Annotated in this window: 22 protein-coding genes and 1 riboswitch; of the genes, 9 read left to right on the forward strand and 13 right to left on the reverse strand. The window is 54.6% G+C overall.

All coding sequences use genetic code 11. The annotated features are described in order from the left end of the window. Window positions 1-72: 72 nt before the first annotated feature. Window positions 73-1,461, reverse strand: a complete 1,389-nt coding sequence (gene rhlE, locus U0026_RS15500; protein ID WP_062774940.1) for an ATP-dependent RNA helicase RhlE — start codon at window positions 1,459-1,461, stop codon at window positions 73-75. Between the two features lie 229 nt (window positions 1,462-1,690). Between rhlE and cecR the strand changes: the two genes are divergently transcribed. The 5 genes from cecR (at window position 1,691) to U0026_RS15525 (ending at window position 7,397) form a co-directional block, all read left to right on the forward strand. Then, window positions 1,691-2,365 (forward strand): transcriptional regulator CecR, encoded by a 675-nt coding sequence (cecR, locus tag U0026_RS15505; RefSeq protein ID WP_062774938.1) that lies wholly within the window; start codon window positions 1,691-1,693, stop codon window positions 2,363-2,365. After that, on the forward strand, window positions 2,365-3,360 hold the full coding sequence (hlyD, locus tag U0026_RS15510; RefSeq protein ID WP_062774936.1) for a secretion protein HlyD: 996 nt from the start codon (window positions 2,365-2,367) through the stop codon (window positions 3,358-3,360). The genes cecR and hlyD overlap by 1 nt, the downstream gene beginning before the upstream one ends. Further along, window positions 3,353-5,092, forward strand: a complete 1,740-nt coding sequence (locus U0026_RS15515) for an ATP-binding cassette domain-containing protein (RefSeq protein WP_062774934.1) — start codon at window positions 3,353-3,355, stop codon at window positions 5,090-5,092. Before hlyD ends, U0026_RS15515 begins: the two co-directional genes overlap by 8 nt. Next, window positions 5,082-6,215, forward strand: a complete 1,134-nt coding sequence (locus U0026_RS15520; protein WP_062774932.1) for an ABC transporter permease — start codon at window positions 5,082-5,084, stop codon at window positions 6,213-6,215. Before U0026_RS15515 ends, U0026_RS15520 begins: the two co-directional genes overlap by 11 nt. A 75-nt stretch (window positions 6,216-6,290) precedes the next feature. Then, window positions 6,291-7,397 (forward strand): ABC transporter permease, encoded by a 1,107-nt coding sequence (locus U0026_RS15525; RefSeq protein WP_062774930.1) that lies wholly within the window; start codon window positions 6,291-6,293, stop codon window positions 7,395-7,397. Here U0026_RS15525 and U0026_RS15530 read toward each other — a convergent pair. The 7 genes from U0026_RS15530 to moaA all read right to left on the reverse strand — a co-directional run bounded on the left by U0026_RS15530 (window position 7,359) and on the right by moaA (window position 11,507). Further along, window positions 7,359-7,769 (reverse strand): YbhQ family protein, encoded by a 411-nt coding sequence (locus U0026_RS15530; RefSeq protein WP_062774928.1) that lies wholly within the window; start codon window positions 7,767-7,769, stop codon window positions 7,359-7,361. The genes U0026_RS15525 and U0026_RS15530 overlap by 39 nt on opposite strands. A 285-nt stretch (window positions 7,770-8,054) precedes the next feature. Next, the gene (locus tag U0026_RS15535; RefSeq protein ID WP_035892249.1) at window positions 8,055-8,759 is read right to left on the reverse strand and encodes a Bax inhibitor-1/YccA family protein; all 705 of its coding nucleotides are present in this window, start codon (window positions 8,757-8,759) and stop codon (window positions 8,055-8,057) included. A gap of 41 nt (window positions 8,760-8,800) precedes the next feature. Then, entirely contained in the window at window positions 8,801-9,253 is a 453-nt protein-coding gene (gene moaE, locus U0026_RS15540; RefSeq protein WP_062774927.1) for a molybdopterin synthase catalytic subunit MoaE, read from the reverse strand. A gap of 1 nt (window position 9,254) precedes the next feature. Beyond that, on the reverse strand, window positions 9,255-9,500 hold the full coding sequence (gene moaD, locus U0026_RS15545) for a molybdopterin synthase sulfur carrier subunit (RefSeq protein WP_062774925.1): 246 nt from the start codon (window positions 9,498-9,500) through the stop codon (window positions 9,255-9,257). Continuing rightward, complete coding sequence (gene moaC / locus U0026_RS15550; RefSeq protein WP_062774923.1) at window positions 9,493-9,978, reverse strand: cyclic pyranopterin monophosphate synthase MoaC; 486 nt, start codon at window positions 9,976-9,978, stop codon at window positions 9,493-9,495. Before moaC ends, moaD begins: the two co-directional genes overlap by 8 nt. A 4-nt stretch (window positions 9,979-9,982) precedes the next feature. Beyond that, the gene (gene moaB, locus U0026_RS15555) at window positions 9,983-10,495 is read right to left on the reverse strand and encodes a molybdenum cofactor biosynthesis protein B (RefSeq protein WP_062774921.1); all 513 of its coding nucleotides are present in this window, start codon (window positions 10,493-10,495) and stop codon (window positions 9,983-9,985) included. Between the two features lie 22 nt (window positions 10,496-10,517). After that, on the reverse strand, window positions 10,518-11,507 hold the full coding sequence (gene moaA / locus U0026_RS15560) for a GTP 3',8-cyclase MoaA (RefSeq protein WP_062774919.1): 990 nt from the start codon (window positions 11,505-11,507) through the stop codon (window positions 10,518-10,520). After that, window positions 11,495-11,628: riboswitch (molybdenum cofactor riboswitch) on the reverse strand. (Overlaps the previous gene by 13 nt.) A 231-nt stretch (window positions 11,629-11,859) precedes the next feature. Between moaA and yvcK the strand changes: the two genes are divergently transcribed. From yvcK to pmrB, 4 genes are all read left to right on the forward strand, one after another. Continuing rightward, a complete protein-coding gene (gene yvcK / locus U0026_RS15565) occupies window positions 11,860-12,765 on the forward strand; it encodes a uridine diphosphate-N-acetylglucosamine-binding protein YvcK (protein ID WP_062774917.1) in 906 nt (301 codons plus the stop codon). A gap of 67 nt (window positions 12,766-12,832) precedes the next feature. Next, window positions 12,833-14,479, forward strand: a complete 1,647-nt coding sequence (gene eptA / locus U0026_RS15570; protein ID WP_062774915.1) for a phosphoethanolamine transferase EptA — start codon at window positions 12,833-12,835, stop codon at window positions 14,477-14,479. Next, window positions 14,476-15,147 carry a two-component system response regulator PmrA gene (gene pmrA / locus U0026_RS15575; RefSeq protein WP_062774913.1) on the forward strand — a complete coding sequence of 224 codons (672 nt, stop codon included), beginning with the start codon at window positions 14,476-14,478 and terminating at the stop codon, window positions 15,145-15,147. The genes eptA and pmrA overlap by 4 nt, the downstream gene beginning before the upstream one ends. A 3-nt stretch (window positions 15,148-15,150) precedes the next feature. Then, on the forward strand, window positions 15,151-16,230 hold the full coding sequence (pmrB, locus tag U0026_RS15580) for a two-component system sensor histidine kinase PmrB (protein WP_062774911.1): 1,080 nt from the start codon (window positions 15,151-15,153) through the stop codon (window positions 16,228-16,230). Window positions 16,231-16,522: 292 nt separating this feature from the next. Here the strand turns inward: pmrB and uvrB are convergent, their stop codons facing one another. The 5 genes from uvrB to bioB all read right to left on the reverse strand — a co-directional run bounded on the left by uvrB (window position 16,523) and on the right by bioB (window position 22,788). Then, complete coding sequence (gene uvrB / locus U0026_RS15585; RefSeq protein WP_062774910.1) at window positions 16,523-18,547, reverse strand: excinuclease ABC subunit UvrB; 2,025 nt, start codon at window positions 18,545-18,547, stop codon at window positions 16,523-16,525. A 637-nt stretch (window positions 18,548-19,184) separates the two neighbouring features. Next, window positions 19,185-19,862, reverse strand: a complete 678-nt coding sequence (gene bioD / locus U0026_RS15590; protein ID WP_062774908.1) for a dethiobiotin synthase — start codon at window positions 19,860-19,862, stop codon at window positions 19,185-19,187. After that, the gene (gene bioC, locus U0026_RS15595) at window positions 19,855-20,610 is read right to left on the reverse strand and encodes a malonyl-ACP O-methyltransferase BioC (protein ID WP_062774906.1); all 756 of its coding nucleotides are present in this window, start codon (window positions 20,608-20,610) and stop codon (window positions 19,855-19,857) included. The genes bioD and bioC overlap by 8 nt, the downstream gene beginning before the upstream one ends. Continuing rightward, window positions 20,597-21,751 carry an 8-amino-7-oxononanoate synthase gene (gene bioF / locus U0026_RS15600; protein ID WP_062774905.1) on the reverse strand — a complete coding sequence of 385 codons (1,155 nt, stop codon included), beginning with the start codon at window positions 21,749-21,751 and terminating at the stop codon, window positions 20,597-20,599. The genes bioC and bioF overlap by 14 nt, the downstream gene beginning before the upstream one ends. After that, complete coding sequence (gene bioB, locus U0026_RS15605) at window positions 21,748-22,788, reverse strand: biotin synthase BioB (protein ID WP_062774903.1); 1,041 nt, start codon at window positions 22,786-22,788, stop codon at window positions 21,748-21,750. Before bioB ends, bioF begins: the two co-directional genes overlap by 4 nt. Window positions 22,789-22,820: the final 32 nt, after the last annotated feature.

A 22,820-nucleotide genomic window follows, 5' to 3' on the forward strand; every position in this document is an offset into this window, starting at 1 on the left:
ACAGCCACTATTGTGACATCTTCTGGCGGTTGCCGCAAAAAAGAAAGCCCGGCTTTCGGCCGGGCTCGCAATTTACTGTGCTGGGGTAATTCTACGCGGGCGACGCGGTGGACGCGGTTTGTCGCTAGCCGGTTTGCCGTCCGCACTGCGCGGCTTGGCTTTCGGTGCCGCGCCGTCGGTGCGACGCGGTGACTGCTGACCACGACCGGCGCCTTGACCTTGACCCTGGCCCTGACGACCACGACCGCCGCCGTTGCCGTTGCCGCCATTACCACCGCCACGCTGCTGGCGGCCGTTCTGAATCGGCTCAGCCTTGATAGACGGATCCGGCTCATAACCTTCCAGCGCAATGCGCGGGATCTCTTTTTTCAGCAGACGTTCGATATCACGCAGCAGTTTAATTTCATCCACGCACACCAGAGACAGCGCTTCACCGGTTGCAGCCGCACGACCCGTACGACCGATACGGTGAACGTAATCTTCCGGCACGTTTGGCAGCTCGAAGTTCACCACGTGTGGCAGTTCTTCGATATCCAGACCACGAGCGGCGATATCGGTCGCTACCAGCACACGGATGTCACCGGATTTAAAATCAGCCAGCGCGCGAGTACGAGCACCCTGAGATTTGTTGCCATGGATAGCGGCGCTGCGGATACCGTCTTTATTCAGCTGTTCAGCCAGGTGGTTAGCACCGTGTTTGGTACGGGTGAACACCAGCACCTGCTGCCAGTTACCTTCGCCAATCATCTGTGACAGCAGTTCGCGTTTACGCTTTTTGTCGACCATATGAACATGCTGCGTCACCTGCTCGGAAGCGGTATTGCGGCGCGCGACTTCAATTTCCAGCGGGTTGGTCAGCAGTTTTTCAGCCAGACCTTTAATGTCGTCGGAGAAGGTCGCAGAGAACAGCAGGTTCTGACGCTTAGCAGGCAGTTTGGTCAACACGCGACGGATGTCGTGGATGAAGCCCATATCCAGCATGCGATCTGCTTCATCCAGTACCAGAATCTCAACCTGATCGAGTTTCACGGCATTTTGATGTTCCAGATCCAGCAGACGGCCCGGCGTTGCCACCAGCACGTCAACGCCGCTGCGCAGCTTCATCATCTGTGGGTTAATGCTCACACCACCGAAAACCACCAGCGAACGAATGTTCAGATAGCGGCTGTATTCGCGAACGTTCTCGCCAATCTGTGCGGCTAGCTCACGCGTTGGGGTGAGGATCAGCGCGCGTACCGGGCGACGGCCTTTTACGTGTGGCTCACGAGAGACCAGCGTTTGCAGCAGCGGCAGGGTAAAGCCTGCCGTTTTACCGGTACCGGTCTGGGCGCTCGCCATCAAGTCACGGCCCTGCAGTACAGCAGGGATCGCCTGCTTCTGAATGGGGGTGGGTTCCTGGTAACCTTGCTCAGCAACGGCACGCAGAATTTCGGGGTTCAGTCCGAGGGAATCAAAAGACATACATACTCCACACCCACCCCGACCGCACGCGGTGTAGTTTTCGAGGGGATAAAAAACGAGGGAATGACAAAAACCACAATGTCATGAAGGGGCGGAGTGTAGCAGTTTTTGTGATACACCGCATAAATTATCCCCTTAACGCTGGAAAACAAGATTATTCACCGGACTGGACAAGATTAAAAACCCAGCATAATCTTAATCAATCGATTGATTAATTATTGGTGACGGGATGAATGTAACACCGATAACCAGCAAAGGTGAGCAAGCTAAAAGCCAGCTTATTGCTGCCGGGCTCGCCCAATTTGGTGAGTATGGCCTTCACGCCACCACGCGTGATATTGCCGCTGAAGCCGGGCAGAACATTGCCGCCATCACCTACTATTTTGGCTCAAAAGAGGATTTATACCAGGCCTGCGCGCAGTGGATTGCCGACTTTATCGGTGAGAATTTCCGTCCACACGCCGAAGCAGCCGAACAACTCTTCGCGCAAGTCGAGCCTGACCGGGAAGCGATGCGTGCATTAATCCTTCGCGCCTGCCAGAACATGATTTTATTGCTGACCCAGGATGACACGCTCAACCTCAGCAAGTTTATCTCTCGAGAACAGCTGTCGCCGACTGCCGCCTATCAACGTATCCACGACCAGGTGATTGCCCCGCTGCACGCGCACCTCACCCGGCTAATAGCCGCCTATACTGGCTGTGATGCCAACAGTACGCAGATGATCCTCCACACCCACGCGCTGCTGGGTGAAGTACTGGCCTTCCGCCTCGGACGGGAAACCATTTTAATGCGCACCGGCTGGTCACAGTTTGATGCCGACAAAGCCGAGCAGATTTTCCAGGTCGTGACCTGTCATATCGATTTTATTTTGCAAGGATTAACCCAAAGGAGCCTGAAGTGATGAAAAAACCGGTTGCCCTTATTCTGGCCGTTGCCGTTCTTGTCGCGCTGATTGGCGGCGGGACGTGGTGGTATCAGAGCTTGCAAAATAACGGTCTGACGCTGTACGGCAATGTCGACATTCGCACCGTTAATATGAGCTTCCGCGTCGGCGGGCGCCTGCAATCTCTGAACGTCGATGAAGGCGATGCGATAAAACGTGGGCAAACGCTGGGGCAACTCGACAAAGCCCCCTATGAAAACGCGTTAATGCAGGCCAAAGCCAACGTTGCCACCGCGCAGGCGCAGTACGACCTGATGATGGCGGGCTACCGGGCGGAAGAGATCGCTCAGGCCTCCGCCGCCGTGAAACAAGCGCAGGCCGCGTATGATTACGCACAAAGCTTCTTGCAGCGCCAGCAAGGGCTGTGGAATAGCCGCACCGTTTCGGCAAACGATCTGGCCAACGCTCGCTCCTCACGTGACCAGGCCTTCGCCACGCTGAAATCTGCGCAGGATAAATTAAGTCAGTACCGCGCCGGTAATCGTCCGCAGGAAATTGCCCAGGCCAAAGCCAACCTGGAACAGGCACAGGCGCAATTGGCCCAGTCCACGCTGGATCTACACGATACGGTGTTAACCGCCCCGTCTGACGGCACATTATTAACCCGCGCCGTTGAGCCGGGCAGTATGCTCAGCGCGGGCAGTACGGTCATGACGCTCTCCCTGACGCATCCGGTTTGGGTGCGCGCCTATGTCGATGAGAAGAACCTGAACCAGGTACAGCCGGGGCGTGAAATTCTGCTGTATACCGACGGTCGCCCGGATAAGCCGTATCACGGCAAGATTGGTTTCGTCTCGCCAACCGCCGAGTTCACGCCGAAAACGGTCGAAACGCCAGACTTGCGTACTGACCTCGTCTACCGTCTGCGCATTATCGTCACCGATGCCGACGACAGCCTGCGTCAAGGGATGCCGGTCACGCTGAGTTTTAGCGACGAGCCGCGTCATGAGTGAACATCTAATCCAGCTACACGGGCTGGTTAAACAGTTCGCCGGGATGAAAAAACCGGCGGTCGCTCGGCTGGATTGCACCATTCAATCGGGTTACGTCACCGGTCTTGTCGGGCCGGACGGCGCGGGGAAAACCACGCTAATGCGCATGCTGGCGGGGCTGCTAAAGCCCGATGAAGGCAGCGCCACGGTGCTGGGGCTTGATCCCATTAATGACGATAGCGCCCTGCACGCGGTGATGGGCTACATGCCGCAGAAATTCGGTCTGTACGAAGATCTGACGGTGATGGAGAACCTCAATCTCTACGCCGACCTGCGCAGCGTGACCGGTGAAACCCGCGAAAAAACCTTCGCCCGGCTGCTGGAGTTTACCTCGCTCGGCCCGTTTACCTCGCGGCTGGCAGGCAAGTTATCTGGCGGTATGAAGCAGAAACTGGGGCTGGCCTGTACGCTGGTTGGCGAGCCGAATGTGCTGCTGCTGGACGAACCCGGTGTCGGCGTTGACCCTATCTCACGTCGTGAACTGTGGCAGATGGTGCACGAACTGGCGGGCGACGGAATGCTGATTCTGTGGAGCACCTCCTATCTCGACGAAGCCGAGCAGTGCCAGGACGTGCTGCTAATGAACGAAGGTGAGCTGTTGTATCAGGGCGAGCCCACCGCCCTCACCCGCACCATGGCGGGTCGCAGCTTCCTGATGCACAGCCCGGCGGAAAATAACCGCAAGCTGCTGCAACGTGCATTAAAGCAGGAAATGGTGAGCGACGGCATGATTCAGGGACGTTCGGTGCGCGCGATCCTCAAAAAATCGGCCACCGCAGAGGATCTGAAACGCGCACCCGGTATGCCTGAGCTGGAAATCGAAGAGACCACGCCACGCTTTGAAGATGCGTTTATCGATCTACTCGGCGGCGCGGGTACCTCAGAATCTCCACTGGGCGCGATTCTGCATACCGTAGAGGGGACGCCTGACGAAACGGTGATTGAAGCCAAACAGCTAACCAAAAAATTTGGTGATTTTGCCGCCACCGATCACGTCGACTTCGCCGTTAAACGCGGGGAAATTTTTGGCCTGCTGGGGCCAAACGGCGCGGGAAAATCAACCACCTTTAAGATGATGTGCGGTCTGCTGGTGCCCACCTCCGGCAATGCGCTGGTGCTGGGGATGGATCTGAAAACCGGTTCGGGCAAAGCGCGTCAGCACTTAGGTTATATGGCGCAGAAATTCTCGCTTTACGGCAACCTGACCGTTGAACAAAACCTGCGTTTTTTCTCCGGCGTGTATGGCCTACGTGGTCGCGCGCAGAATGAGAAAATCCGCCGTATGAGCGAGGCCTTTGGCCTTGATGAAATTGCCCGGCATACCACCGACGCGCTGCCGCTGGGCTTTAAGCAGCGTCTGGCGCTGGCCTGTTCGCTGATGCACGAGCCAGATATCCTGTTTCTCGATGAGCCGACTTCCGGCGTTGACCCCCTCACCCGCCGTGAATTCTGGCTGCACATCAACAGCATGGTAGAGAAAGGCGTCACCGTGATGGTGACCACCCACTTTATGGACGAGGCGGAGTATTGCGATCGTATTGGCCTGGTTTATCGCGGCAAATTAATCGCCAGCGGTACACCGGACGATTTAAAGGCGCAGGCGGCGGACGAGCAGCAATCAGACCCCACGATGGAGCAGGCATTTATCACACTCATCAATGACTGGGATAAGGAGCATGCCGATGAGCGCTAAAGGGCTATCATGGAGGCGCGTGCGGGCGCTGTGCGTGAAAGAGACGCGACAGATTATCCGCGACCCCAGCAGTTGGTTGATAGCGGTGGTGATCCCGCTGCTGCTGCTGTTTATCTTTGGCTACGGGATTAACCTCGACTCCAGCAAACTGCGCGTCGGCGTGCTGCTGGAGCAGCAAAGTAAAGAGGCGCTGGATTTTACCCACACGCTTACCGGTTCCCCCTATATTGACGCCACCATCAGCGATAATCGTGCTGAACTGGTAGAGATGATGCAGGCCGGGCGTATTCGTGGGCTGGTGGTTGTGCCGGTTGATTTCGATAAGAAGATGGCGCGCGTCGGCGACGATGCGCCGATTCAGGTGATAACCGACGGTAGCGAACCGAATACCGCCAACTTTGTACAAGGCTACGTCGAGGGCATCTGGCAAATCTGGCAGCAACAGCGTGCGGAGGATAACGGCCAGACCTTCGAGCCACTTATCGACGTGCAGACGCGCTACTGGTTTAACCCGGCGGCCATCAGCCAGCACTTTATTATCCCCGGGGCTATCACCATCATTATGACGGTGATTGGCGCAATCCTCACCTCGCTGGTGATTGCCCGCGAGTGGGAGCGCGGCACCATGGAGGCGCTGCTCTCTACCGAAGTGACTCGCGTGGAATTGCTGCTGTGTAAGCTTATCCCCTACTATTTCCTCGGTATGCTGGCAATGCTGCTGTGTATGCTGGTATCGGTGTTTATTCTCGGCGTGCCGTATCGCGGGTCGCTGATTATTTTGTTTTTCATCACCAGCCTGTTTTTACTCAGCACGCTGGGGATGGGGCTTTTGATTTCGACGATTACCCGCAACCAGTTTAACGCCGCCCAGGTGGCGCTGAACGCCGCATTTTTACCGTCGATTATGCTGTCCGGATTTATTTTCCAGATAGACAGTATGCCCGCGGCGATTCGCGTGGTGACTTATATTATTCCGGCGCGTTACTTCGTCAGTACCCTGCAAAGTCTGTTTCTGGCGGGCAATATTCCGGTGGTGCTGATTATCAACACGCTGTTTTTAATCGCCTCGGCGGTGATGTTTATTGGCCTGACGTGGATGAAAACCAAACGTCGGTTGGATTGATACCCGTCCCGGCGGCGCTGCGCTTGGCCGGGCTACATTTGAGCACATTTGTACCGGGGATGATGGAGAACTCGCATGTTTTACCGTTTATGGACGCTTATCCGCAAAGAACTGCAATCGCTGCTTCGCGAACCGCAGACCCGCGCGATTTTGATCGCGCCGGTATTAATTCAGGTGCTGCTGTTCCCGTTTGCCGCCACCCTTGAGGTAACCAATGCCACTATCGCCGTTTATAACGAAGACAACGGCAAGCACGCCGTCGAGCTGACCCAACGCTTTGCTCGCGCCAAAGCCTTTACCCACGTGTTGCTGCTAAAAAGTCCGCAGGAAATTCAGCCGACCATCGACACGCAAAAAGCGCTGCTGCTGGTGCGCTTCCCGGCCGATTTCTCGCGTAACCTCGATACCTTCCAGACCGCGCCCATGCAGCTTTTACTCGACGGACGTAACTCCAACAGCGCCCAGATCGCCGCGAATTATCTGCAACAGATCGTCAAAAACTATCAGCAGGAGTTGATGGAAGGCAAAGCGAAACCGAACAACAGCGAACTGGCTGTTCGCAACTGGTATAACCCGAATCTTGACTACAAATGGTTCGTTGTGCCGTCGCTTATCGCCATGATCACCACCATCGGCGTGATGATCGTCACGTCGTTATCGGTCGCGCGTGAACGCGAACAGGGTACGCTCGATCAACTGCTGGTGTCACCGCTCGCCACCTGGCAGATTTTCGTTGGCAAGGCGGTTCCGGCACTGATTGTCGCCACCGCACAGGCGAGTATCGTTCTCGGTGTGGGAATTTGGGCGTATCAAATTCCCTTCGCCGGGTCGCTGGCGCTGTTCTACTTCACGATGGTGATTTATGGGTTGTCGCTGGTGGGGTTTGGCTTGCTGATCTCGTCGCTGTGTTCAACTCAGCAGCAGGCGTTTATCGGCGTCTTTGTCTTTATGATGCCGGCCATTTTGCTGTCGGGGTATGTGTCGCCGGTGGAAAATATGCCGATGTGGCTCCAGCATCTGACGTGGATAAACCCTATCCGCCATTTCACGGATATCACCAAGCAGATCTATTTGAAGGATGCGAGTCTGTCGATTATCTGGGGAAGCTTGTGGCCGCTACTGTTCATAGCGGCCACGACGGGATCAGTGGCGTACGCGATGTTTCGCCGCAAGATCGCCTGAGGTTTTCTCTTTAACCAGCAGCGAGAATACGGCGGGGCCTGCAAGGATTGCCAGCCCGGCCAGCGCCAGCAGGTAGTTGTTGTGCAGAACGCGGGACAACAGCCAAAGGGCAATCATCGCTGCGCCAAAGTACCAGGTGGTGGTCAGTTCTTCAAACACATCGGCGACGTCTCGCCAACGTTTATCATGGTGGCGCTGCAGCGCCAGCATCAGTAATACGCTTACGGCGTACAGCACGCACAGGCCTAATCCAACGCGCACCAGCGCGCCGCTCATCCAGCCCATAACCAACACGGCGACGACCAGTAAATGCAACATAATCTGCCAGCAACCTAGCCCAGTTGCGACACGAATTCTTTGTTGCCACTTCATGGCTTCTCTCCTGAAGAATTTTATTTGCTTATTCAGAGTACTCAAGTCTACGGAAAATTCCGTAAAGACGCCTCTTTTTGTGACAGCAGTGTCACATTTTCGTTCATATTGTGGAAAAACGTGATTAAACCTTCGCCAAACGAGGGGGTAAAACGGAGGTGAACTCCCGGCACAAGGGTGATCAGCCGGGATAATAATCATCCGGTATGCCTGATAAGCGTAGCGCCATCAGGCATACCCACACAGGTTGCCGGATGGCGGCATCGACTTATCCGGCCTACAGATTTAGCGGCGGTTACCGAAAATACGCAGCAGCATCAGGAACAGGTTAATGAAGTCGAGATACAGCGTCAGCGCGCCGAGGATAGCGTACTTGCGCAGATTTGATGAATCACGGACATCAATTTGTTCACCGATATTTTTCAGTTTCTGGGTGTCGTAGGCAGTTAGACCAACAAACACGATGACCCCAATGTAGGTAATCGCCCACATCAGCGCATCACTTTTCAGCCAGAAGTTGACCAATGATGCCAGCACGATACCAATTAATGCCATAAACAGCATATTGCCGAAGCCGCTGAGATCACGCTTGGTGGTGTAGCCGTACAGGCTCATGATGCCAAACATACCGCCGGTCACCACGAAAGTGCTGGCGATGGACGAGTAGGTATAGACAATAAAAATACTGGAAAGCGTCAGCCCGGTGAGCGCCGAATAAAGCATAAACAGCGTTGTCGCCATGCCCGCACTCAAACGCTGTACCATGCCTGAGAGCACGAAAACCAGCGCCAGTTGGGCGATAATCAGCCCAAAGAAGGTAATTTTGCTAGAAAAGACAAACATCATCACTGCGGGGGTATTTGCCGCATACCACGCAATAAACGCGGTCAGCAAAAGCCCGCAGGTCATCCAGCCGTAAACCTGCGCCATATACGTTTGCAGACCTGAACGGGCCTGCACAATTGAATCAGAGCGAGGGAATCGTTCCATGACGTTCTCCTGAAGTTAAAAGAGTCTGAAGTAAGTGTACTCTACCAGCGTTCGGCTGCTTGCTTATCGCTGTCGCGCGCGTCTACCCAGCGTTCCCCTTCCGGCGTAGCTTCACGTTTCCAGAACGGTGCGCGGGTCTTTAGATAGTCCATGATAAATTCGCCCGCGTCAAAGGCGCTGCTGCGATGCGCGCTGGTCACACCAACAAATACAATCTCATCACCCGGCCACATCTCGCCAATTCGGTGAATCACGGTCACGCGCCCCAGCGGCCAACGTTCGCGCGCGGCCTCGACAATCTCAGCCAATGCCTTTTCAGTCATACCGGGGTAATGCTCAAGAGTCAGCGCTTTAACGCTGTCGCCGAGGTTATGGTTACGCACTTTGCCGGTGAAGGTGACCACCGCGCCGTCTTCATCACGGGCAGCAAGCCAGGGATATTCATCCCCGACGCTAAACGGCTCATGGCCGACGACAATACGCGTTTCGCTCATCTTAGCCTCCCGTGACCGGTGGGAAGAAGGCCACTTCGTCACCGTCGACAACCGGATGTTCAAAGCTCACCAGCGTCTGGTTTACCGCCGCCAGCAGTTTGCCCTCTTCCAGCGCCAGCGCCCAGCGTCCTTCTTGCGCCACTAAATGCTGGCGCACGGCTTCTACGGTGGCAAACTCAGATGTCAGCGCCAGCGAATCAGTGCCGACAAGCTCACGAACCTGGGCAAAAAACAGCACATTAATCATGAGCATCCACCTTGAAATCCCCTGATTTTCCGCCGCTTTTCGCCAACAGGCGAACCGGGCCGATCACCATATCTTTTTGTACCGCCTTGCACATGTCATAAATGGTCAGCGCGGCAACTGAGGCAGCGGTCAGCGCTTCCATCTCCACGCCGGTTTTGCCGGTCAGGCGGCATAATGATTCAATGCGCACGCGGTTATGTTCTGGCTGCGCTTGCAGGTTGACTTCAACCTTGCTCAGCATCAATGGATGACACAGTGGGATCAAATCCCAGGTGCGTTTCGCGGCCTGAATGCCGGCGATACGCGCGGTAGCGAACACATCGCCTTTGTGGTGACTGCCTTCAATAATCATCGAGAGAGTTTCTGGCAGCATGGTGACAAACGCTTCAGCGCGCGCTTCACGAACGGTTTCCGCTTTGGCAGAGACATCCACCATATGGGCTTCACCCGCCGCGTTAATATGGGTCAGTTGCGACATCGTTTTATTTCTTCAGATGAGGGTGGAAGTTACACGGAGCCGTACGGGCATCCAGCTGTGGAGCAATTATGTTGTCCCACGCGGTACGACAGGCTTTGGTGGAGCCCGGCATGGCGAAAATCAGCGTGCGGTTAGCCATCCCCGCGACCGCGCGCGATTGCAGCGTAGCGGTGCCAATCTCTTCAAAAGAAAACATGCGGAACACTTCACCGAAACCTTCAATTTCGCGGTCAAACAGCGGCAGTAGTGCTTCAGGAGCCTGATCGCCATCGGTCAGGCCGGTGCCGCCGGTAATCAATACAACCTGCACGTCGTCGCGGGCAATCCACGCGGAGACCTGGGCACGAATCTGGTAACGGTTTTCTTTAACGATCGCCTTGTCGACGACCTGATGCCCGGCTTCGAGGGCAGAATCACGCAGGAAATGACCAGAGGTATCATCCTCTTCGCCGCGACGGTTAGAAACGGTAAGAATAGCAACGCGTGTCGGGATAAATTCAACGCTCACCTGACTCATTTAATAGCTCCTTGATGACGAATCATCCACCGATATAGGATAAATTCTGGGTAATTCCGGTATTGCCCTGGTGTAGGAAGTGGGTCTGTTTTTTATGCGTTAAAGCTTCAGCAATGCGATCTTCCAGCGCCTGCTGCTGAGCGTCTTGCGCCAGCAGTTCACGCAGATCCACGCCGCCGTCGCCAAACAGGCACAGATGCAGCTTCCCAACGGACGATACGCGCAGACGGTTACAGCTGGCGCAGAAGTCTTTTTCATACGGCATAATTAAGCCGATTTCCCCTTCGTAATCGGGATGGCAAAAGACCTGCGCCGGGCCGTCGCTGCGCTGACGGATTTGATGGATCCAGCCGCGCTGGAGCAACTGATCGCGCAATACCATGCCTGAGATATGGTGTTTGCGGAACAGGTCGCTGCTGTCGCCGGTTTCCATCAGTTCAATAAAGCGGAGTTGAATGCGGCGCGGTTTGATCCACGCCAGAAAGGTGTCGAGCTGGTGATGGTTCACGTCGCGCATCAGCACGGTGTTAACCTTCACTTTGTCAAATCCGGCAGTAAAGGCGGCATCGATGCCGTCCATCACCTGGCGGAATTTATCCTGACCGGTAATCGCGTGAAACTGACGCGCGTCCAGACTGTCCAGGCTGACGTTTAACGCCGTCAGACCGGCATCACGCCAGGCTGCGACATCTCGCGCCATCCGGTAACCGTTGGTGGTCACGGCAATCTGACGGATAGAAGCGTTCTCTTTCACCGCCGCAATAACATCGGTAAAGTCACGACGTAAAGTCGGCTCGCCGCCGGTCAACCGGACTTTTTCCGTACCCAACGCAGAAAAGGCGCGCGTCACCCGACGAATTTCGTCCAGCGACAGAAATCCTTTGTTGGTGACCCCATTGGGCTGGTAGCCATCAGGTAGGCAGTAGGTGCAGCGGAAATTGCATACGTCGGTAATCGACAGGCGCAAATAGAAAAATTTGCGCGCAAACGCATCAGTGAGTTGTGAAGCCATAGACACCTTTCCAAATACGGGAGGCGAGATCATTTCTTCCTTCGCCCTGGCGACAGAGTCTGTCGCGGCCAAAACGCCGTATTTTTCAACTTAGGCGCAGAGGCTAGAGTGTGTTGTTTAGTCTAAAAAACTAAACCAGGTTATGCCGAATAGTAGCGCGAGAATAACAGTTTCGCCATTTTCGCTTTCGCTGTATAAAGTCATACATAGCGAACCTATCCTGCATTTTCCGTACAGAATACGCAAAAATCCCCTTTTTGCATTGATATACGTCATTTTGACTGGGATGGAGCATCGTCTTTTAGAGGTAGTTAGGCTAATGTAAGCACGTTTTTCACTATAAGGAAGTTGTATGCGCAATCGCACTTTTGCCGATCTGGACCGCGTCGTCGCACTGGGCGGCGGACATGGACTTGGACGCGTAATGTCATCCCTGTCATCGCTTGGCTCACGTCTGACCGGCATCGTTACCACCACCGATAATGGCGGTTCTACCGGACGTATTCGTCGTTCGGAAGGCGGTATTGCCTGGGGTGATATGCGCAACTGCCTTAATCAATTAATTACCGAACCCAGCGTTGCGTCGACAATGTTTGAGTATCGTTTTAGCGGTAATGGCGAACTTTCCGGGCATAACCTCGGAAATCTGATGTTAAAGGCGCTGGATAACCTGAGCATAAGGCCTTTAGAAGCTATCAACTTAATTAAAAACCTGCTCAAAGTGGAAGCTTCGCTGATCCCAATGTCCGAACAGCCGGTGGATTTAATGGCAATCGATAGCGAGGGTCATGAAATCTACGGTGAAGTGAATATTGACCAACTCAAACTGCCGCCGCAGACGCTGATGCTCACCCCACAGGTCTCAGCAACGCGTGAAGCGGTAGAGGCCATTGCCGAGGCAGATTTAATACTTATCGGCCCGGGCAGTTTCTACACCAGCCTGCTGCCGATTTTACTCCTGCCCGATGTAGCTCAGGCGATGCGCCGCACGCCAGCGCCAATGGTTTACATTGATAATCTTGGTCGCGAGCATAGTCCGGCCGGCGATCTAAGTATTGAGACCCGAATTGGGCTGCTGGAGCACTATATTGGCAAAGCGGTCATTGACGCGGTGGTCGTTGGGCCAAAAGTCGACGTTAGCCGCGTGCAGTGCAAAGTGGTTGTTCAACAGCCGCTGGAAGCCGACGATATTCCTTACCGTCACGACCGCGCCCTGTTGCGTGCCGCGCTTGAAGAAGCCCTTCAGGCCTTTAATTAATATCTTAAGGTTGTCTTAAAAAACGTCAGGCAGCATAGCAAGCATCATTATTGCCGGATCTATCGCTATGCTTCGCCTGTTACGCTTCCGTCCTACCGTTAGCCGCTTAACCTATATTATTCTGTTCTCGCTTTATATTGCCCTGGCGCTGAATATCGATTTTTATCGCCAGGCCTATGCCCTCCTGCCGGTCAACAGCCTGCATAACGCGCTGGTCTTTTTGTCGATGCCGGTCGTAGCGTTTGCCGTGATGGCGATATTTCTGACGCTGGCCTCGATTATTCGTCTGGAAAAATTGGCTACTACGCTGTTTATTTTACTCAGCGCCTGCGCACAATATTTCATGATGAACTTCGGCATCATTGTCGACCGCTCGATGGTCACTAATGTTCTCGACACTACCTCTGCGGAAAGTTACGCCCTGCTCTCCGGACAAATGATTGTCGTGCTTGGATTTACCGCACTGCTGTTTATCGCATTGGCGTGGTGGATAAAAATCAAACCGGCAGCAAATTTGTGGCGCGGAACGTTAACGCGAGCGGTAACGTTGGTTGTTTCAGCAGTATTAATCCTGCTGGTGGCCGCGCTGTTCTATAAAGATTACGCCTCGCTGTTTCGCAATAATAAAGAGCTGGTGAAATCCCTTAATCCGTCCAACAGTATTGTGGCGATGAACTCCTGGTATTTTCACCATCAGATGGGCAATTTACCGCTGGTCAAAATTGGCGAAGACGCGAAGCAAAAAGCGGTCATGAAAAAAGGCCCACGCAAGAATCTGACCATTTTAATCGTCGGTGAAACATCCCGTGCAGCCAATTTCTCGCTGGGTGGCTACGACCGCGAAACCAACCCATTACTCGCCAAAGATAACGTGGTCTATTTTCCGAAAACCAGTTCCTGCGGCACTGCCACTGCTGTTTCCGTCCCCTGCATGTTCTCCAATATGCCGCGTACCGGTTACGATGAATCACTGGCGCACCACCAGGAAGGGTTATTGGATATTATCCAGCGCGCAGGCATTCAGGTGCTGTGGAATGATAATGACGGCGGCTGTAAGGGTGCCTGTGATCGCGTGCCGCATCAGGATGTCACCGACTTGAAGCTGCCTGGCGAGTGTATTGACGGCGAATGCTACGACGACGTGCTGTTCCACGGCCTGGAGCAGACTATTGATAATATGCGCGGTGACGGCGTGATTGTCCTGCATACGATTGGCAGCCACGGACCAACCTATTACAACCGTTATCCACCAGCATTCCGTCGCTATACGCCGACCTGCGATACCAGCGAAATACAATCCTGTTCTCAGGAACAACTTAAAAATAGCTACGACAATACGATTTTGTATGTCGACTATATTGTCGATGAAGCGATTAAATTACTGCAATCAAAACAAGACAAATTCACCACTAGTCTGGTTTATCTTTCCGACCACGGGGAGTCATTGGGTGAGAACGGCGTTTATCTGCACGGGTTGCCGTATACCATTGCGCCAGAAACGCAGAAACACGTGCCGATGCTGGTATGGTTATCCGATGATTATCAAAAACGCTATGGCATAAATTACAGTTGCTTGCAAAAACAGGCCAAAGAAAATGACTACTCGCAGGATAATCTGTTCTCTACAATGCTCGGTATGACCGGCGTAGAAACGCAGGAATATCGCGCCGCAGACGATATCTTAGCCACGTGTAAACAGGGGCAAAACGGATGAAAATATTAGTCGTTGAAGATGATGCACTGTTATTACAGGGGCTGATTCTGGCAATGCAGAGCGAAGGGTATGCGTGTGATGGCGTTACCACGGCGCAACAGGCTGCGCTGAGTCTGGCGAACGGGCACTACAGCCTGGTGGTGCTTGATTTGGGTTTGCCGGATGAAGACGGGCTGCATTTTCTAAGCCGTATGCGCCAGGAAAAACTGAGCATTCCGGTGCTCATCCTCACCGCCCGCGACACTCTGGAGGATCGCATCAGCGGTCTGGATACCGGTGCCGATGATTATCTGGTGAAGCCGTTTGCGCTGGAGGAACTTAATGCCCGTATTCGTGCGCTGCTGCGACGCAATCTAAATCAGGGCGATAACGAAGTGACCGTGGAAAATCTGCGTCTCAACGTCACCCGCCGTCAGGTGTGGCTGGATGGCGAGATTCTGGAGCTGACGCCAAAAGAGTACGCCCTGCTGTCGCGTCTCATGTTAAAGGCGGGCAGCCCGGTACACCGTGAAATTCTCTACAACGATATCTACAACTGGGATAACGAACCGGCGACCAATACGCTGGAGGTGCATATTCACAACCTGCGCGATAAGGTGGGGAAAGCCCGTATCCGTACGGTACGCGGCTTTGGCTATCAGTTGGTTAACTCCAGTAAGGCAGAATAAGGAATGGCATTTTTTTCCGTTCGCAAATGGCCGATGCGCCATCAACTGCTGCTCGCCATTGGGGTAATTCTGGTGGTCTTCCAGCTAATCAGCGTGTTCTGGCTGTGGCATGAGAGCAAAGAGCAGATTGAGCTGGAAGTGGCGATGCTGATTAACAATCACAATAATGCAAAGCATATTCGCCACGAAGTGCGCGAGGCGATTGCCAGCCTGCTATTGCCGAGCCTTGTGATTATCAGCCTCGCATTGTACTTGTGTTTACAGGCGGTCAAACGTATTACCCGCCCGCTGGCCAATCTGCAAAAAGAACTTGATGCGCGAACCCCGGGAAATTTGCAGCCAATCTATCTGCAGCAGACCACGGTTGAGGTGGAGGCGGTGACCAACGCCATCAATCAACTGGTGCAAAATCTGACGCAGACGCTTGATCGCGAGCGCTTGTTTACCGCCGATGTTGCCCATGAACTGCGAACGCCGCTTGCAGGGTTAAAACTGCATCTGGAACTGCTGGAAAAGACGCAGAACCTGAATCTTGCGCCGCTGGTACAGCGTTTGGATCAGATGACTGAGAGCGTGGCGCAACTGCTGCTTTTAGCGCGGGTGGGCCAATCCTTTTCGGCAGGCAGTTACCAGCGGGTGGATCTGCTAAGTGATGTGATTGAGCCGATACACAGTGAGCTGGAAACCATGCTGGCGGCTCGGGCACAAAAGCTGGTTATTGACCATCCCCCATCGTCAGTGACCGTTTCCGGTGACGCGACCTTATTGAGGTTGCTGGTGCGTAATTTACTGGAGAATGCGCATCGATATAGTCCGGAAGCGTCAACGATTACCCTGTCGCTGGTCTCCACAACACGTCCGACGTTAGTGGTTGAGGATGAGGGGCCGGGGATTGATGAGTCGAAAGTCGGGGAGTTAAGTCAGGCATTTGTGCGAATGGACAGCCGTTATGGCGGAATTGGTCTTGGACTCAGCATCGTTACGCGCATCGCCCAGCTTCATGAAGCGGCATTCTTCTTGCAAAACCGCGAGACCGGCAACGGAACGCGAGCATGGGTAGAGTTTCAGCCACCGAAGAATTAACGCGAGTCAGAAGGTCATTATCCACTGACAGGCAAAACCGGCGACAATGGCAACGGAGATCATCACGGTAAACAGCTGCTGGGAATTCAGAGGAAACATGGCGCTATCCTTATTGATTTTACGGATAGTATGAGCGGGATTTATTAAGTGAACATTAAGGTTTGCGTCCGCGAGCGTGATGTTGCCCATATTTGGCACCGAGCCTTCCCGGGGGCGGCTTGCGCCTTGCCCGGGCTACAAATGACGTAGCCCGGCTGAACGAAGTGACGCCGGGGTTGGTACCGGCCGACTATCAGGATGTGGCGATAAACAATTCGCGTAGCTTGTGCAGGCGGTCGCGGGCTTCTGCTGCTTCTTCGAACTCGAGGTTCTGCGCATGTTTCATCATTTGCGCTTCCACGGCCTGGATTTGCTGCTGCAGCGCTTTCGGCGTCAGCACCGGTGCATCTGCCTCAACAACCGACGATGCGCCTCGTGACTTACCGCGGCCTTTGGCTTTGGTCTTCGCCAGCCCCTCACCCATCGACAGAATATCAACCACGTCTTTGACAAGACCCTGCGGCACGATGCCGTGTTCGACGTTGTACTGATGCTGTTTCTCACGACGACGTTCGGTCTCACTAATAGCTTTCGCCATCGACGCGGTGATTTTATCGCCGTAGAGAATTGCCTTACCGTTAATATTACGCGCTGCACGACCAATGGTCTGAATCAACGAACGTTCGGAACGCAGGAAACCTTCTTTGTCAGCGTCAAGGATTGCCACCAGCGAAACTTCCGGCATATCCAGCCCTTCTCGCAGCAAGTTGATACCCACCAGCACGTCGAATTCCCCCAAGCGCAGATCGCGGATGATCTCCATACGCTCGACGGTGTCGATATCAGAGTGCAGATAACGCACCCGCTCTCCATGTTCTTCGAGATAATCCGTCAGATCTTCCGCCATACGTTTGGTGAGCGTGGTGACCAGCACACGTTCGTTAATCACCGCACGTTTACGGATTTCTGATAACAGATCGTCAACCTGCGTGCCCACCGGACGTACTTCAATAATCGGGTCAAGCAGCCCGGTTGGGCGCACCACCTGATCAATGACGTCGCCACCGGATTTCTCCAGCTCATAGTTGCCCGGCGTCGCGGAAACATAGATGGTTTGCGGTGCCAGCGCTTCAAACTCTTCAAACTTTAATGGACGGTTATCGAGCGCAGACGGCAGGCGGAAACCATACTCGACCAGCGTCTCTTTACGCGCCCGGTCGCCTCGGTACATGCCGCCAATTTGCGGGATGGTGACGTGGGATTCATCTACCACCAGCAGACCGTCAGCCGGCAGGTAGTCAAACAGCGTCGGAGGTGGCTCGCCCGGCCCGCGCCCGGAGAGATAGCGAGAGTAGTTTTCAATGCCTGAGCAATAGCCCAACTCATTCATCATTTCGAGGTCAAACTGAGTTCGCTGGCTGATGCGTTGCTCTTCCAGCAGCTTGTTGTTTGCCAACAACACCTGACGTCGGTCAGCCAGTTCGACTTTGATTTCTTCCATCGCCTGCACGATACGCTCGCGTGGGGTTACGTAGTGGCTTTTCGGGTAAACCGTATAACGCTGGAGCGTTGACTCCACGTGCCCGGTCAGCGGGTCGAACAGCGACAGTCGCTCAACCTCTTCATCAAACAACTCGACGCGTAGCGCAAGATCGTCCGATTCAGCCGGGAAGATATCGATAACCTCGCCGCGCACGCGGAAAGTACCGCGCTGGAACGCCTGATCGTTGCGGGTGTACTGCAAATCCGCCAGTCGACGCAGAATGGAACGCTGATCGATAATGGTGCCCACCGTCAGATGCAGCATCATTTTCAGATACAGGTCGGGATCGCCCAGACCGTAGATGGCCGATACCGAAGCCACCACGATAACATCGCGACGCTCGAGCAGCGCCTTGGTGGCGGACAAACGCATCTGGTCGATGTGTTCATTCACCGCGGAATCTTTTTCGATAAAGGTATCGGAGCTGGGAACGTAGGCTTCCGGCTGGTAGTAATCGTAGTAGGAGACAAAGTACTCCACCGCGTTTTCCGGGAAGAACGCTTTCATTTCACCGTACAACTGCGCCGCCAGGGTTTTATTCGGTGCCAGTACCATGGTTGGACGCTGGAGGTCTGCAATGACGTTAGCCACGGTAAAGGTCTTCCCTGAACCGGTCACGCCGAGCAGCGTCTGGTGCGCCAGACCGTCTTCTAGCCCCTCTTTCAGACGTGAAATGGCCACCGGCTGATCGCCGGAAGGACTAAACGGGGAATGCAACTTAAAGGGTTTACTCATGGGCAACGCTACCTGATAACTGATGGCCGGGCTGGAGATTAATTCTACTCGCCGCTTGCACAATTGCCAATAAAAAATACTGGATATAAAACCAGTGATACATTATCGTATTTTGCATAATTGGGATGATGACCCGCAAGAATGGATGAAATTTATCCGCTGACCAGATAAAACACCAGCCGGATCAGGTTATCCCCAGAACATTTTCTCTTTTAACATTTGTCAATATAGGTCATGAAAGTTTTATGGCAACCACCGGCACTTTTTATGACACCATTGCTTTTATTTATCTTATTGATAATAAAGTAAAACTCACAAAAGACGCGTTTCACACCAATTCGGGCGAAAGCCGCATGCTCTCTCGTTCACCGCGAGTTTTCTAACCCTAATACACAGGGTTATCCACAGGAATAGTGGATAACTACCTCTAGCCCGTATCCCCCGCCACCCGGCGATTTGCGCAACATCGTGTCAATGCTGATGCAAAAAAATATTTTACTCTCGATATTGATGTGTATCAGCGAAATGTCACCTCTATTTTTAGGTACAACAGACATGATTCCCTTACGTTTTTTGCGGAGTATCACTTACGAATGAAGATAACCCGCTGAGAATACTCAACGGGTCAAAGGGGGATTTACAGGACGCGGAGATCGAGATACTGGCCGAGCGGTTGGTTAGTAATATCATCGCCTAACCATGGGATTTCACCCATCATCGGAGCCGGGATCATCCGTTGCAGCGTACTGAGGTACTCCGCATGCCGACGGCCCGGCGGGGTGACATCGTTCGCAATCCAGCCCGCCAGTTTTAAACCCGCTTGCTGCACTGCCTGAGCCGTCAACACCGCATGGTTGATACAACCAAGTTTCACGCCGACCACCAGAATGACCGGCAGTTGTTCCATCTTTACCCAGTCTGCTAGCGTCAGCGTCGGTGAGAGTGGCGTAAACCAGCCGCCAGCCCCTTCCACCAACACCCAGTCAGCCTGCGCCTCCAGTGCACGTAGTCCCGACGACAAGACGCTGGCCTCAATCGGACGTTGCTCATCAGCGCTGACGATATGCGGTGAGGTAGGTTCAGCGAAGGTATAAGGATTCACCGCGTCGTAGCTTAAGGGCACAACGCTGTTATGTTGCAGCGCCAGGGCGTCGCTGTTGCGCAACCCGTCGGTTGTCATTTCACTGCCGGACGCCACCGGCTTGTAGCCTGCGGTACGTCGTCCCTGTAAACGCGCGGCCTGCAACAATGCGGTACTGGCGACGGTTTTACCCACTTCCGTATCGGTTCCGGTAACATAGTAGCGTTCAATCACGAACGATCACTCCTGTAAAAAGATGGTAAGTCAAAGGACATTCGCCCCCCTGCGACGGCCATGCCAGCTGCAATTGTTGCAGTCTTCCGCGCGTCAGCGTCTGGTTACTGCGCCCCTGGTGAAGGTGCGTCGCCCCTATTCCCTTCAACGAGCGCATCGCGCTTAAGGCATCGGGGAAGTCCAATGTGTGCGTTGTGACCGTAGCGTGGTGACGATAATGCCCTACGGCGTCACGCAGCGTTTTTTCCGCCAGAAAACGGTTGGCGTGACTGTGATTGTCAATTGCCTGCCAGGCCTGGTTCAGTTCCGGTAACGACCCGGCGGTGAGGGTCGTAAACGCCAATACTCCGCCGGGGCTAAGCTGCCGATACAGACTGTCGAGGGCCACGCGGATATCGCTACACCACTGCACGGCCAGATTGCTCCACACCAGTTCAAAACCGTTTTCCAGTGGGGGGATATCTTCAATATCTGCCTGCAAATAGCGGTCTGCTGATTGTTGCGCACGCGCGTGTTGCAGCATCTCATCGGAGAGATCCAGCGCCGTGACGTGGCTTCCCTTATCACGCCAGTAACGGCTGTAGCTGCCCGGCCCACATCCCGCATCCAGCACCCGGGCAAACGCCTGGGATGGAAGTTGCGTCAGAAGATGCGCCGCACTCAAGCGTTGCAGCTCATCATGCTGATGATAGTGGGCCGCCGCGCGACCAAATGCGGCGGCGACGGCCTGTTTATCAACGCTCGCCATGTAACACCTCCAGCAGATGGGCAATATCCTCTGATTTGTGCGCCGCGGTTAGCGTCAGACGCAGACGCGCGGTACCTGCGGGAACGGTCGGCGGGCGGATGGCCGTCACCCAGCAACCCTGTTCGCGTAGCTGTTCCGCCAGTTGTAGGGTGTGCTGATTATCCCCCACAATCAGCGGCTGGATAGCGCTCTGCGAGTCGGTCAGGGGATATGCCAGACCACCAGCGCCGTGGCGAAAATCCGCCACATGCTGTGCCAGCGTTTCACGTCGTTGCTGTCCGTCATCGCTCTGAATAACCGCGAGCGCCGCCTGTAATGCCAGCGCCTGGGCGGGCGGCATGGCGGTGCTGTAAATCAGATGACGGGCGAATTGCAGGAAGTAGTCGGCAACATCGTGGCTGCACAGTACCGCCGCACCGCTCAGGCCAAAGGCTTTGCCAAAGGTGACAATCAGCAGTTCAGGATGAACGCCCTGCTGCTGACAGCTACCGCGCCCATTTTCGCCGTCAACGCCAATACCGTGGGCATCGTCAACCATCAACCAGCCATTGGCTTCCCGTGTGGCACGAGCGATATCAGCCAACGGTGCGCGGTCGCCGTCCATGCTAAACACCCCTTCCGTCACCACCAGTTGCTGGCCAGCAACGGGCGCGGCAAGCAGACGGGCAAGATGTTGGCTGTCGTTGTGCTGAAAACGACGGAGCTGGGCCGGGCTCTGCGCTGCGGCTTCCAGTAGCGACGCATGGCTCAGACGATCGGCAACAATCCGGTCCTCTCGCCCCGCCAGCGCGGCAATCACCGCCTGGTTGGCGGCAAAACCGGAGATAAACAGCAGTGCGCGGTCATAACCCAGCCAGTCGGAAAGCTGTTCTTCCAGGTGTTGATGCGCCTGGTGGTAGCCGGTGACGTGACCCGAACCGCCCGATCCCACGCCGTACAAATCAGCCCCCTGCTGCCAGGCGCGCACCACCTGCGGATGCTGACTCAGCCCCAGATAGTCGTTGCTGGAAAAGTTACGGTAGCGGCGGTCACCGCGTACCAGCCAACGTCCCGCGCCCTGCGCCAGTGGCTGACGCTGGCGAAACGCCTGTGCCTCACGACGCTCTGCTACAGCATGCTCAATTCGGCTTTGCCAACTCATACCGCCGCCGCGTTGTAATATTCCTCGGTATCTGGCGTCTTCAGTACCTGCTCCAGACGCTGCTGCTGTTCGTTGTCACCGACGCTCACCATCGTCTGCTGTGGGTTAAGCCCCAGCTTACGGAACAGTTGCAGGTCTTTGTCCTCTTCCGGGTTCGGGGTGGTCAGCAGTTTGCAGCCGTAGAATACCGAGTTGGCTCCGGCCATAAAGCACATCGCCTGAGTCTGTTCGTTCATCTGTTCGCGACCGGCGGAGAGACGCACGTGCGAGGTCGGCATCATGATGCGCGCTACCGCAATAGTACGAATAAAATCAAAGGCATCGACATCGTCGTTATCTGCAAGCGGCGTGCCTTTCACCTTCACCAGCATGTTGATCGGCACGCTTTCCGGCGGCGTTGGCAGGTTAGCTAATTGCAACAGCAGACCGGCGCGGTCAGTGACGGTTTCACCCAGCCCGACAATACCGCCAGAGCAGACTTTGATCCCGGCATCACGCACTTTGCCCAGCGTATCCAGACGCTCCTGATAGCTGCGGGTGGTGATGATATTGCCGTAGAATTCCGGCGAGGTATCGAGGTTGTGGTTGTAGTAATCCAGCCCCGCTGAAGCCAGACGTTCCGCCTGGGTGTCAGACAGCGTGCCCAGCGTCATACAGGCTTCCAGCCCCATTTCCTTCACGCCCTGTACCATCTGCTCAAGATAGGGCATATCGCGTTCGTGCGGGTTTTTCCACGCCGCACCCATACAGAATCGGGTTGAACCCGCAAGCTTAGCCTTTCGCGCAGAGTCCAGCACCTGCTCCACTTCCATCAGGCGTTCGCTTTCCAGACCGGTTTTGTAGCGCGAGCTTTGCGGGCAGTATTTGCAGTCTTCCGGGCAGGCGCCGGTTTTAATCGACAGCAGCGTGCTCACTTGCACTTGCTGTGGGTCGAAATGTTGACGGTGAACCTGCTGCGCTTCAAACAGTAAGTCCAGCAGCGGTTTTTCGAAAAGAGCGGTAACTTGCGACATTGTCCAGCGTAAAGGGTGAGCCATTGGCTTCTCCGGGGGTTTTGTTAATTTTCGGA

This window comes from Kluyvera intermedia (assembly GCF_034424175.1).
Taxonomy (GTDB): domain Bacteria; phylum Pseudomonadota; class Gammaproteobacteria; order Enterobacterales; family Enterobacteriaceae; genus Kluyvera; species Kluyvera intermedia.

Bases quoted from the DNA above. Each gene is read 5' to 3' on its own strand.
- rhlE (WP_062774940.1), bottom strand. From the start codon at position 1,461: ATGTCTTTTGATTCCCTCGGACTGAACCCCGAAATTCTGCGTGCCGTT.
- cecR (WP_062774938.1), top strand. From the start codon at position 1,691: ATGAATGTAACACCGATAACCAGCAAAGGTGAGCAAGCTAAAAGCCAG.
- hlyD (WP_062774936.1), top strand. From the start codon at position 2,365: ATGAAAAAACCGGTTGCCCTTATTCTGGCCGTTGCCGTTCTTGTCGCG.
- U0026_RS15515 (WP_062774934.1), top strand. From the start codon at position 3,353: ATGAGTGAACATCTAATCCAGCTACACGGGCTGGTTAAACAGTTCGCC.
- U0026_RS15520 (WP_062774932.1), top strand. From the start codon at position 5,082: ATGAGCGCTAAAGGGCTATCATGGAGGCGCGTGCGGGCGCTGTGCGTG.
- U0026_RS15525 (WP_062774930.1), top strand. From the start codon at position 6,291: ATGTTTTACCGTTTATGGACGCTTATCCGCAAAGAACTGCAATCGCTG.
- U0026_RS15530 (WP_062774928.1), bottom strand. From the start codon at position 7,769: ATGAAGTGGCAACAAAGAATTCGTGTCGCAACTGGGCTAGGTTGCTGG.
- U0026_RS15535 (WP_035892249.1), bottom strand. From the start codon at position 8,759: ATGGAACGATTCCCTCGCTCTGATTCAATTGTGCAGGCCCGTTCAGGT.
- moaE (WP_062774927.1), bottom strand. From the start codon at position 9,253: ATGAGCGAAACGCGTATTGTCGTCGGCCATGAGCCGTTTAGCGTCGGG.
- moaD (WP_062774925.1), bottom strand. From the start codon at position 9,500: ATGATTAATGTGCTGTTTTTTGCCCAGGTTCGTGAGCTTGTCGGCACT.
- moaC (WP_062774923.1), bottom strand. From the start codon at position 9,978: ATGTCGCAACTGACCCATATTAACGCGGCGGGTGAAGCCCATATGGTG.
- moaB (WP_062774921.1), bottom strand. From the start codon at position 10,495: ATGAGTCAGGTGAGCGTTGAATTTATCCCGACACGCGTTGCTATTCTT.
- moaA (WP_062774919.1), bottom strand. From the start codon at position 11,507: ATGGCTTCACAACTCACTGATGCGTTTGCGCGCAAATTTTTCTATTTG.
- yvcK (WP_062774917.1), top strand. From the start codon at position 11,860: ATGCGCAATCGCACTTTTGCCGATCTGGACCGCGTCGTCGCACTGGGC.
- eptA (WP_062774915.1), top strand. From the start codon at position 12,833: ATGCTTCGCCTGTTACGCTTCCGTCCTACCGTTAGCCGCTTAACCTAT.
- pmrA (WP_062774913.1), top strand. From the start codon at position 14,476: ATGAAAATATTAGTCGTTGAAGATGATGCACTGTTATTACAGGGGCTG.
- pmrB (WP_062774911.1), top strand. From the start codon at position 15,151: ATGGCATTTTTTTCCGTTCGCAAATGGCCGATGCGCCATCAACTGCTG.
- uvrB (WP_062774910.1), bottom strand. From the start codon at position 18,547: ATGAGTAAACCCTTTAAGTTGCATTCCCCGTTTAGTCCTTCCGGCGAT.
- bioC (WP_062774906.1), bottom strand. From the start codon at position 20,610: ATGGCGAGCGTTGATAAACAGGCCGTCGCCGCCGCATTTGGTCGCGCG.
- bioF (WP_062774905.1), bottom strand. From the start codon at position 21,751: ATGAGTTGGCAAAGCCGAATTGAGCATGCTGTAGCAGAGCGTCGTGAG.
- bioB (WP_062774903.1), bottom strand. From the start codon at position 22,788: ATGGCTCACCCTTTACGCTGGACAATGTCGCAAGTTACCGCTCTTTTC.